This is a genomic window from Nocardia alni (assembly GCF_019038435.1).
Lineage (GTDB): Bacteria > Actinomycetota > Actinomycetes > Mycobacteriales > Mycobacteriaceae > Nocardia > Nocardia alni.
In genome coordinates this window covers 1-9,603 of the sequence record NZ_JAGPOX010000231.1, presented here as the reverse complement: position 1 = coordinate 9,603, position 9,603 = coordinate 1, and the positions used below count along the sequence as shown (strand labels likewise).

At 68.0% G+C, this 9,603-nt stretch carries 12 protein-coding genes and 1 pseudogene; 10 read left to right on the top strand and 3 right to left on the bottom strand.

Annotated features, from left to right (window positions below):
• Window positions 1-515 (top strand): annotated as a pseudogene (locus tag JZ791_RS42285) (serine/threonine protein kinase); the annotation flags it as partial.
• 56 nt (window positions 516-571) lie between these two features.
• On the opposite strand, the gene JZ791_RS42280 reads toward JZ791_RS42285, so the two are convergent.
• Window positions 572-985: a PPOX class F420-dependent oxidoreductase gene (locus JZ791_RS42280; protein ID WP_438804634.1), complete on the bottom strand. Its 414-nt coding sequence runs from the start codon at window positions 983-985 to the stop codon at window positions 572-574.
• Between the two features lie 152 nt (window positions 986-1,137).
• Here JZ791_RS42280 and hisD point away from each other — a divergent pair, with 152 nt between their 5' ends.
• The 5 genes from hisD (at window position 1,138) to JZ791_RS46250 (ending at window position 5,401) form a co-directional block, all read left to right on the top strand.
• Window positions 1,138-2,475, top strand: coding sequence for a histidinol dehydrogenase (gene hisD / locus JZ791_RS42275; RefSeq protein ID WP_216903304.1), 1,338 nt, complete (start codon window positions 1,138-1,140; stop codon window positions 2,473-2,475).
• A 235-nt stretch (window positions 2,476-2,710) separates the two neighbouring features.
• The gene (locus JZ791_RS42270) at window positions 2,711-3,835 is read left to right on the top strand and encodes a histidinol-phosphate transaminase (RefSeq protein ID WP_438804635.1); all 1,125 of its coding nucleotides are present in this window, start codon (window positions 2,711-2,713) and stop codon (window positions 3,833-3,835) included.
• 20 nt (window positions 3,836-3,855) lie between these two features.
• Window positions 3,856-4,494, top strand: a complete 639-nt coding sequence (gene hisB / locus JZ791_RS42265) for an imidazoleglycerol-phosphate dehydratase HisB (protein WP_216903306.1) — start codon at window positions 3,856-3,858, stop codon at window positions 4,492-4,494.
• Window positions 4,491-5,120, top strand: a complete 630-nt coding sequence (hisH, locus tag JZ791_RS42260; protein WP_216903302.1) for an imidazole glycerol phosphate synthase subunit HisH — start codon at window positions 4,491-4,493, stop codon at window positions 5,118-5,120. The genes hisB and hisH overlap by 4 nt, the downstream gene beginning before the upstream one ends.
• Before the next feature lie 149 nt (window positions 5,121-5,269).
• Window positions 5,270-5,401 (top strand): hypothetical protein, encoded by a 132-nt coding sequence (locus tag JZ791_RS46250; RefSeq protein WP_256462067.1) that lies wholly within the window; start codon window positions 5,270-5,272, stop codon window positions 5,399-5,401.
• 4 nt (window positions 5,402-5,405) lie between these two features.
• Here the strand turns inward: JZ791_RS46250 and JZ791_RS42255 are convergent, their stop codons facing one another.
• Entirely contained in the window at window positions 5,406-5,879 is a 474-nt protein-coding gene (locus tag JZ791_RS42255; RefSeq protein ID WP_216903300.1) for a hypothetical protein, read from the bottom strand.
• 237 nt (window positions 5,880-6,116) lie between these two features.
• Here JZ791_RS42255 and priA point away from each other — a divergent pair, with 237 nt between their 5' ends.
• The 4 genes from priA to hisI are packed head-to-tail and all read left to right on the top strand — an operon-like array spanning window position 6,117 to window position 8,825.
• Window positions 6,117-6,854, top strand: coding sequence for a bifunctional 1-(5-phosphoribosyl)-5-((5-phosphoribosylamino)methylideneamino)imidazole-4-carboxamide isomerase/phosphoribosylanthranilate isomerase PriA (priA, locus tag JZ791_RS42250; RefSeq protein ID WP_216903298.1), 738 nt, complete (start codon window positions 6,117-6,119; stop codon window positions 6,852-6,854).
• Window positions 6,851-7,708 carry an inositol monophosphatase family protein gene (locus JZ791_RS42245; protein WP_216903296.1) on the top strand — a complete coding sequence of 286 codons (858 nt, stop codon included), beginning with the start codon at window positions 6,851-6,853 and terminating at the stop codon, window positions 7,706-7,708. The genes priA and JZ791_RS42245 overlap by 4 nt, the downstream gene beginning before the upstream one ends.
• On the top strand, window positions 7,705-8,478 hold the full coding sequence (hisF, locus tag JZ791_RS42240) for an imidazole glycerol phosphate synthase subunit HisF (protein ID WP_216903293.1): 774 nt from the start codon (window positions 7,705-7,707) through the stop codon (window positions 8,476-8,478). Before JZ791_RS42245 ends, hisF begins: the two co-directional genes overlap by 4 nt.
• Window positions 8,475-8,825: a phosphoribosyl-AMP cyclohydrolase gene (gene hisI / locus JZ791_RS42235; protein ID WP_216903291.1), complete on the top strand. Its 351-nt coding sequence runs from the start codon at window positions 8,475-8,477 to the stop codon at window positions 8,823-8,825. Before hisF ends, hisI begins: the two co-directional genes overlap by 4 nt.
• A gap of 36 nt (window positions 8,826-8,861) precedes the next feature.
• On the opposite strand, the gene JZ791_RS42230 is transcribed toward hisI, so the two are convergent.
• Complete coding sequence (locus tag JZ791_RS42230; RefSeq protein WP_216903289.1) at window positions 8,862-9,380, bottom strand: MarR family winged helix-turn-helix transcriptional regulator; 519 nt, start codon at window positions 9,378-9,380, stop codon at window positions 8,862-8,864.
• Between the last annotated feature and the right edge of the window lie 223 nt (window positions 9,381-9,603).

Here is a 9,603-nt window from a genome sequence, read left to right as displayed (position 1 = left end):
GCATCGTGGTGGCCCTGGCGATCGTCGGCGCCGCGCTGTACACCCTGTTCGGCGGCAGCCCGCCGACATCGTCCGCCTCCCAGGGCACTTCCGCCTCCACCAGCGCCGCCGCCCAGAGCACCACCTCGGCGAGTGCGTCGGTCGGGCAGACCAAGAGTAATGGCACCACGGACCTACAAACGGCCATCAGTGCCGGAGTGAGCTTCTACGACGATCTGTCCGGTGCCTCCAACCTCTCCAGCGCCTGGAACCTGCTGACTCCGGCCGCCCAGCAGGTCTACGGTTCCGAGGATGCCTTCGCGTCCTACTGGAAACAGAACATGGTGACCAAGTGGAAGACCCTCGGCGGCGCGCACGGCGGGAGCACGACCGCCAATGCCGACGGATCGGTGGATATCCTGGTCGGCAGTGTCACCTCGGGCGGCACGTCCCGGTCGGTGAATCTGCGCATGATCACCGGCGACAGCGGCACTCCGCTCATCGATAGCAACACCAAGCTCAACGGAAACGCGTAGCGACGAGCTACGCCTGCCCGGTGCGCTCCTCGAGCGCGCCCGGCAGGCGGTGATGCTCAGCGGCTGACCGCGTACCCCGAGACGCCCGTCGGGCGGATTGCGATCTTCACGCGGTCCTTGGCGTCGGGTGGGACGATCGGGTTGCCGCCGTAGCGCTGTGACAGGCTCGCGTAGAGCGAGCCTTCCGGGTCGGGGGTGATGTGGTCCAGTACTCCGCGGACCTCGATGTAGCGGTAGGGCTTGTCGGGGTCGAAGATCGAGATCGAGACGCGGGGCTCGGCTTCCAGGTTCTTGAACTTCTGGCGGAAGTTCGTGTGGGTGAACCAGATGAATTCGCCGTCCCAGACGAACCACATCGGGTTCACCTGGGGTGCGCCGTCGGGGCGGGTGGTGCCCAGGCTCGCGAAGATCGGGCGTTCCAGCAGGTCACGGGCCTTGTCGGGGATCTCGACCATGGGCGATGCCTCCATGCTTGGTGTTGTCGGTACGTAGGTGATCAAACCGCATCCGGCCCTGGCTTATGCCTGAGACATATTCGTTTTGCCGGTCCAGATAGTCTGGTAGCGGCCCGAGTAGCCGATCTCGGGCGTGATGACCAGCACGGAAGAGGTTTCCCACCGCCATGACATCCCGCATCGAGCTCGCCCGCGTCGATCTGCGCGGTCGCACTCCCACCGCCGCCGAGCTGCGTTCCGCGCTGCCGCGCGGGGGAGTCGACGTCGACTCGGTGCTGCATCATGTGCGGCCGGTCGTGGAGGCGATCCGCGACCGCGGTGTGGAGGCGGCCCAGGAGTTCAGCGTGCGGTTCGATGGTGTCGCACCCGCCGCGGTGCGGGTACCGGCCGCCGAACTCGACGCCGCCCTCGACCGCTTGGACCCCGCGGTACGCACCGCGCTGGAGGTCGCGATCGAGCGCACCCGCCTGGTGCACGCCGACCAGCGCCGCACCGATAAGACCACCCAGGTCGTGCCCGGCGGCGCCGTCACCGAGCGCTGGGTTCCGGTCGAACGGGTCGGGCTGTACGTGCCCGGCGGCAACGCCGTGTACCCGTCCAGCGTCGTGATGAACGTCGTGCCCGCCCAGGCCGCGGGCGTCGATTCGCTGGTGGTGGCCTCGCCGCCGCAGGCGCAGTTCGGCGGCCTGCCGCACCCGACGATCCTGGCCGCGGCGAAACTGCTCGGCGTGAGTGAGGTGTGGGCCGTCGGCGGCGCACAGGCGGTGGCTCTGCTCACCTACGGCGGCACCGACACCACCGGCGAGCAGCTGGCCCCGGTCGACATGATCACCGGGCCGGGCAACATCTACGTCACCGCGGCCAAGCGCCTGTGCCGCGGCCTGGTGGGCATCGACGCCGAGGCCGGCCCGACCGAGATCGCGATCCTGGCCGACGCCACCGCCGATCCGGTGCACGTCGCCGCCGACCTGATCAGCCAGGCCGAACACGATGTGCTGGCCGCCAGCGTCCTGGTGACAGACAGCGCTGCGCTGGCCGACGCGGTCGACGCCGCGGTGAACGCGCAGCTGGAGGTCGTCAAGCACCGGCACCGGGTGTCGGAGGCGTTGGCCGGCAAGCAGTCCGGCATCGTGCTGGTCGACGATATCGATCAGGGCCTGCGCGTGGTGAACGCCTACGCGGCCGAGCACCTGGAGATCCAGACCGCCGACGCGCCCGCGGTGGCGGCCCGGGTGCGCAGTGCCGGAGCGGTTTTCGTAGGCGCGTGGTCGCCGGTGAGCCTCGGCGACTACTGCGCCGGATCCAATCACGTGCTGCCGACCGCCGGATGTGCCCGGCACTCTTCGGGTTTGAGCGTGCAGACCTTCCTGCGCGGCATCCATGTCGTGGAATACAGCGAGGCTGCGCTGAAAGACGTTGCGGGGCACGTCGTCGCGCTCTCTCACGCCGAGGATCTGCCCGCGCACGGTCAGGCCGTACAGGTCCGTTTCGAGGCACTGCGGTGAGCGAGCGCGGCGAGTGGCCGATGAACACAGCCGAACCCGCGAGCGAACCGTCGGCACAATGCGCCTCGGCGGAGACGAGCGTCAGTGACACGGGGTCGCGCGCGTGGCAGCGGGCACGTCGCGGCCTGAACGAGATATGGGTTGTGGACGGCGATATGGCCGCCCCGATTGCCGTCGGCCGTCCCGGGGCAGCGGCGTGTGTGCGTAGTGAGGTGTGGGCGTGACCGGTTTGGATGTGACGAGTATCCCGGGATCGACTGTGTCCCTGGATGATCTACCGCTGCGGGAGAACCTGCGCGGTAAATCCCCCTACGGCGCACCGCAGTTGACGGTGCCGGTGCAGCTGAACACCAACGAGAACCCGCATCCGCCCAGCAGGGCGCTCATCGACGACGTGGCCGAATCGGTGCGGGCCGCCGCGGCGGACCTGCATCGCTATCCGGATCGCGACGCGGTCGGGCTGCGCGGTGACCTGGCCGCGTATCTGACCAGGCAGACCGGTGTCGCACTCGACGTGTCGAATGTCTGGGCCGCCAACGGATCCAACGAGATCCTGCAGCAGCTGTTGCAGGCGTTCGGCGGCCCGGGCCGCACCGCCATGGGTTTCGTGCCCTCGTATTCGATGCACCCGATCATCTCCGAGGGCATCGACACCGAATGGGTGGCGGCCAAGCGCGACGCGGACTTCTCCCTGGACATCGACTACGCGCTGGCGCATATCGCCGAGCGCCGCCCCGACGTGGTGTTCGTGACCAGCCCGAACAATCCGACCGGGCACAGCATCGCCCGGGCCGATCTGGCCCGCATCCTGGAGGCTGCCGCGGGCATCGTGATCGTCGACGAGGCGTACGGCGAGTTCTCCGGCGCGCCCAGTGCGATCGAACTGATCGACCGGTTCCCGACGAAACTCGTTGTCAGCCGGACGATGTCGAAGGCATTCGCATTCGCCGGCGGACGCCTGGGCTATCTGGCCGCCGCGCCCGCGGTGATCGACGCGATGCTGCTGGTGCGCCTGCCGTACCACCTGTCGGTGGTCACCCAGGCCGCCGCGCGCGCGGCCCTGCGGCACGCCGACGAAACCCTGGCCAGCGTCGCGGAATTGGCCGCGCAGCGTGACCGGGTGGCGAAGGCGCTGTGGGACTTGGGATTCCACGTGTCGCCGAGCGATGCCAACTTCCTGCTGTTCGGCCCCTTCGCCGACGCTCCGCGCGCGTGGCAGCGCTATCTCGACGAGGGTGTGCTGATCCGCGACGTCGGCATTCCCGCGAACCTGCGGGTGACCATCGGCCTGGCCGCCGAGAACGACGAATTCCTGCGCGTCAGTGAACTTCTCGCGGCGAGTGAGCGGGTGCAGGCGTGACGACCGAACCGAAGGCGAGTATGAACCGAACCGCGCGGGTGGAACGCACCACCAAGGAGTCCAGCATCGTCGTCGAACTCGACCTCGACGGCACGGGCAAGACGGACATCTCGACCGGCGTCCCCTTCTACGACCATATGCTGACCGCCCTGGGCGCACACGCCAGCTTCGACCTCAGCGTGCGCTCGGAGGGCGATATCGAGATCGAGGCGCACCACACCGTCGAGGACACCGCGATCGTGTTCGGGCAGGCCCTGGGCCAGGCCCTCGGCGACAAGCAGGGCATCCGCCGCTTCGGCGACGCCTACATCCCGATGGACGAGACCCTCGCGCATGCGGCCGTGGACGTGTCGGGCCGTCCCTACTGCGTGCACACCGGAGAACCGGAACACCTGCTGCACACGGTCATTCCCGGCTCGCCCGTCTCGGGCCCGAGTTCCGTGCGCCCCGGCGCGCCGTACTCCACCGTGCTCAACCGGCACGTGTTCGAGTCGATCGCGCTGAACGCCCGGATCGCCCTGCACGTGCGCGTGCTGTACGGCCGCGACCAGCACCACGTCACCGAGGCCGAATTCAAGGCCGTGGCCCGGGCCCTGCGCGCGGCGGTCGAATTCGATTCGCGGGTGAGCGGTGTGCCATCGACCAAGGGGACGCTGTGAAATCCGTTGCGCTGCTGGACTACGGCTCCGGCAACCTGCACTCGGCCAACCGCGCGCTGATCCGCGCCGGCGCCGATGTCACCGTCACCGCCGATCCCGAGATCGCCCTGCACGCCGACGGTCTGGTGGTACCCGGCGTAGGCGCGTTCGCCGCCTGCATGGCCGGATTGCGCGAGGTACGTGGCGAACGCATCATCGGCAAGCGCCTGGCCGGTGGCCGTCCGGTGCTGGGCATCTGCGTCGGCATGCAGATCCTGTTCGAGCGCGGCGTGGAATTCGGCGTGCAGACCGACGGCTGCGCCGAATGGCCGGGCACCGTCGAACGTCTGGACGCGCCGATCCTGCCGCATATGGGCTGGAACACCGTGCGAACCCCGCAGGACAGCGTGCTGTTCGACGGTATGGACGCCGACACCCGCTTCTATTTCGTGCACTCCTACGCCGCCCAGCACTGGAACTGGACAGACGAGAGCCCCCTGCCCCCGGCCAAGCTCACCTGGGCCGAGCACGGCGCCCCCTTCCTTGCCGCGATCGAGAACGGCCCCCTGTCCGCCACCCAGTTTCACCCGGAGAAGTCCGGCGACGCGGGCGCGCACCTACTGCGCAACTGGATTCGATCGCTGTGAGCGCACGGAGCCTCCCGCTCCGAGCCGTCCGATAGACCCGTGTGAGCGAAGGCACGAACCGATCAGTCGCATAGTTGCCGGGTTCCGGCGCCTCGTCCGGTTAGGGTCGAACCGGTCGGGACCCTGCGACGAATGGGACGGGTGCGGATATGAATACAGCACTGCTGGGCACGGCGTTCAATCTCCCGATGTGGCTCGGATACATCAATACCGGATCGGTGGACATACCGCTGCTGAGCGGATCGGCCGCAGGCTCGGCGGCGTCCGGATCGTCGAGGTAGACGTTCAGTTCGACATCGGGTCCACTCGCTCGGTCAGCCATTGGCCGCCGACGTTGTCCAGGTACACCCGCATGACGCGGTGTTCGGATGTCGGCAGGCCGAATGTGGCGTCGCTGCGCGTCGTATCGTCCACCGACACGATGACCTGGGCATGCGCGGCGTCGGAGGTATCGGTGCTGCATTCCACCGACAGCGCCTCCGAACTGCTGTGCGTCGCCTCGGCCTGGTTGCGGCGCACGATGCTGGACCGCTGGAACTGATCACGGAACCCGCCGGTGGAGCGGTCCAGGACGCGCTGGGTGTAGGCGTCGTAGTCGGCGAAGTTGTAGGTGCTCAGCTGCCGCCCGAAATCGCAGCCCGCCAGCTGGATGGGATCGGTCGGGGTGGCCATCGCGGCTCCCGTGCTCATGCCCGTGCCGACGAGCGCAGTCAGGCCGATACCCGCGATCAATCGCGGTGATAGCGTTTTGCGGGACACGACGGCACCTCATTCGTTTTTCGACGATCGGCGAAACTCGTGTCCCGCCCCGCCGTGCACACCGGCACGCAATGACACGCGTGTTATCTGAATAGCCGATGCCTGCCCGGTTTAAACCCTTTTTCGTGATCCGGTTGTGACCGAGTTGTGATAATTACCCGAGCGACCGGCGCCGAACCGGTTGGTCGGTCCAAACCCCGAGGCCGGGGCCGGTGGGTAGCCCAGTAGGCTACTGCCGTGACTTTTGTGCTGCTTCCCGCTGTCGATATCGCCGATGGTGAGGCCGTGCGCCTCGTCCAGGGGGAGGCGGGGAGCGAGACCGGCTACGGTTCGCCGCGCGAGGCCGCGCTGACATGGCAGCAGGCGGGGGCGCACTGGGTGCACATGGTCGACCTGGACGCGGCGTTCGGCCGCGGCTCCAACCGCGACATGATCGCCGAGGTGGTCGGCGAACTCGATGTGAACGTGGAACTGTCCGGTGGCATTCGCGACGACGACTCGCTGAAGGCCGCGCTGGCCACCGGCTGCGCCCGGGTCAATCTGGGCACCGCTGCCCTGGAGAATCCGGAGTGGGCCGCGCGCGCGATCGGCGAGTACGGCGACCGGATCGCGGTCGGCCTGGACGTGCGCCTGACCGACGGTCAGTACCGGCTGCGCGGGCGCGGCTGGGTCAGCGACGGCGGCGATCTGTGGGAGGTGCTCGAGCGGCTCGAACGAGACGGCTGCTCGCGCTACGTCGTCACCGACGTCACCAAGGACGGCACACTCACCGGACCGAATCTGGACCTGCTGCGCGAGGTGTGCGAGGCCACCGACGCGCCGGTCGTGGCCTCCGGCGGCATCTCCGCGCTCGACGACCTGCGCGCCCTGGCCGGGCCGGCGGCCGGCGGGGTGGAGGGCGCGATCGTCGGAAAGGCCCTGTACGCCGGGCGATTCACGCTGCCCGAGGCGCTGGCCGCGGTCGCCGGACAATGACCGTTACTCGGGACCGCACCGCGCTGTTGGCCATCGCCGGCGAGATATTGGATTCGGCCGCACCACGTTTCACCCAGGGCGTCGGCGCGCCGAGCGCGGTGGTGAAAGGGCGGGGCGATTTCGCCACCGAACTGGATCTCGAACTCGAACGCACCCTGTCCGCGGCCCTGGTCGAGCGCACCGGAATCTCGGTGCACGGCGAGGAATTCGGCGGACCCGACCTCGGCTCGGGTATCTCCTGGGTCCTGGATCCCATCGATGGCACCTTCAATTACTCTGCGGGGCATCCACTCTCGGGAATTCTGCTGTCGCTGGTCGAAGAAGGCGTGCCGGTGCTGGGCCTGACCTGGCTGCCGCTGCTCGGCCGCCGCTACGCCGCGACGGTCGACGGGCCGCTGCTGGTGGACGGAGACCCGTTGCCGCCCTTGCAGTCCGGGAAACTCGCCGAGTCGATGATCGGCTTCGGCGCGTTCAACCTCGATGCGCACGGCCGCATTCCGGGCCGCTTCCGCTTCGATCTGCTCGGCGCGCTGAGCCGCCTGTCCGGCCGGGTACGTATGCACGGTTCGACCGGAATCGATCTGGCGTTCACCGCATCCGGGGTGCTGGGCGGGGCGATCGTGTTCGGCCACTTCCCCTGGGACAACGCCGCCGGGGTCGCGCTGGTGCGCGCGGCCGGGGGCGTCGTGACCGATCTGCGGGGTGAACCGTGGACCCTCACCTCCGGCTCGGTTCTGGCCGCCGCGCCCGGAGTGCACGAGGAACTGCTGGAAATGATCGACACCGCCCGCGGTGTGCCCGGCGGCGCCACCGAACCCATGACGGCATCACCGATAACGGAGCTGAACCGATGACACTGGCCGTGCGCGTGATCCCGTGCCTGGACGTCGACGCCGGGCGCGTGGTCAAGGGCGTGAACTTCGAAAACCTGCGCGACGCAGGCGATCCGGTGGAGTTGGCCGCGGCCTACGACGCCCAGGGCGCGGATGAGCTGACTTTCCTGGACGTCACCGCCTCGAGCGGCGACCGCGGCACGATGATCGATGTGGTGACCCGCACCGCGGAGCAGATCTTCATCCCGCTCACCGTCGGCGGCGGCGTGCGCACCGTGGACGACGTGGACCGGTTGCTGCGCGCGGGCGCCGACAAGGTGTCGGTGAACACCGCCGCCATCGCGAATCCGGACGTGCTGCGAGCGATGTCGGAGCGTTTCGGCTCGCAGTGCATCGTGCTGTCCGTCGACGCGCGAACCGTGCCCGACGGCGTCGCACCCACCCCGTCCGGCTGGGAGGTCACCACACACGGCGGTAAGCGCGGCACCGGCATCGACGCGATCGAGTGGGCGGTGCGCGGCCAGGAACTCGGCGTCGGGGAGATCCTGCTGAATTCGATGGACGCCGACGGCACCAAGGCCGGATTCGATCTGCCGATGCTGCGTGCGGTGCGTGCGGCGGTCACTGTCCCGGTCATCGCCAGCGGTGGCGCGGGCAGGGTCGAGGACTTCGCCCCCGCGGTCCACGCCGGGGCCGACGCGGTTCTGGCGGCAAGTGTCTTCCACTTCGGCGATCTCACGATCGGCCAGGTCAAGGATGCCATGCGCGGCGAAGGTATCGTGATCAGGTGAGCAGTCTCGACCCCACCATCGCCGCCCGCCTCAAACGCAACGAGGCCGGGCTGGTCGCAGCGGTCGCACAGGAGCGCGACAGTGGCAATGTGCTGATGATGGCGTGGATGGACGACGAGGCCCTGGCCCGCACCCTCGCCACCCGCAAGGCGACCTACTATTCCCGCTCGCGCCGGCAGTACTGGGTCAAGGGCGAGACTTCGGGGCACACCCAGTATGTGCACGAGGTGCGCTTGGACTGCGATGGTGACACCGTCCTGTTGATCGTCGACCAGGAAGGCGCGGCCTGCCACACCGGCACCCACACCTGCTGGGACGGGGATATTCTGCTGGCCGACCGCGACTGAACCGCTCACGATCGTGGGTCGGCGCCGTGGGTGGTATCAGCGATCAGCCGGGGAATTGTCGTCGTTCGAGTTGCGCTGCCCGCCGACGCGGCCGATGCCGCGAGTCAGACCGGCCTCGAGTTGCGCCACCATTGCCTCGCCCAGTTCGATCAGCTGTTCGGTCTGTTTGTCGTCCAGACCATCCAGAACCAGGCCGTGCACCGCTTCGAGGTAGCCGGGAGTAGCCTGCTGCACCTTCCGATAACCGGCTTCGGTCAGCACCGCGTCGGCGCCCCGGCGACCGGCCAGCATCTCTCGCTGCGCCCAGCCGAGTCGCTCCAATTTGGTTACCACGTGGGACAACCGAGATAGCGATGCGTTTGCTCGAAGGGCTAGCTCGCTGAGCTGAAGTCGACGTTCGGGTTCGGCGGCCAGTAGCTCGAGGACGCAGTACTCGAAGTGGGTCACGCCTGCTTCGCGCTGCAGCTGGGTGTCCATGGCCGCGGGTAACCGCGTCGTGAGCGCGACAAGGGTTCGCCACGCTCGCTGTTCGATGGGGTTCAGCCACTTCGTCACTTCGCGCCTTCCTTGAAGCCAAGTGACGTGATCTCGTTGGCGGAGCTGGGTAATCTTGTAACTTCAATCCACTGTCACCTGCGAACAGCTAGTTTGCCATGATTTCGCTCGCTGGTCACGGATTCAGTGGATGACGTGACATCTCTCACGCGTGTTGATGCTGGTAGAGAGACTGTTGGTGCAGGTGACGGCCTATGAGACGGTCTACGCAGTGGGCCTGTCT

What these genes read in the sequence shown, in the direction of transcription:
- hisB (WP_216903306.1), top strand. Translation starts at nt 3,856, where the DNA reads ATGAACCGAACCGCGCGGGTGGAACGCACCACCAAGGAGTCCAGCATC.
- hisD (WP_216903304.1), top strand. Translation starts at nt 1,138, where the DNA reads ATGACATCCCGCATCGAGCTCGCCCGCGTCGATCTGCGCGGTCGCACT.
- JZ791_RS42245 (WP_216903296.1), top strand. Translation starts at nt 6,851, where the DNA reads ATGACCGTTACTCGGGACCGCACCGCGCTGTTGGCCATCGCCGGCGAG.
- hisF (WP_216903293.1), top strand. Translation starts at nt 7,705, where the DNA reads ATGACACTGGCCGTGCGCGTGATCCCGTGCCTGGACGTCGACGCCGGG.
- JZ791_RS46250 (WP_256462067.1), top strand. Translation starts at nt 5,270, where the DNA reads ATGAATACAGCACTGCTGGGCACGGCGTTCAATCTCCCGATGTGGCTC.
- JZ791_RS42280 (WP_438804634.1), bottom strand. Translation starts at nt 985, where the DNA reads ATGGAGGCATCGCCCATGGTCGAGATCCCCGACAAGGCCCGTGACCTG.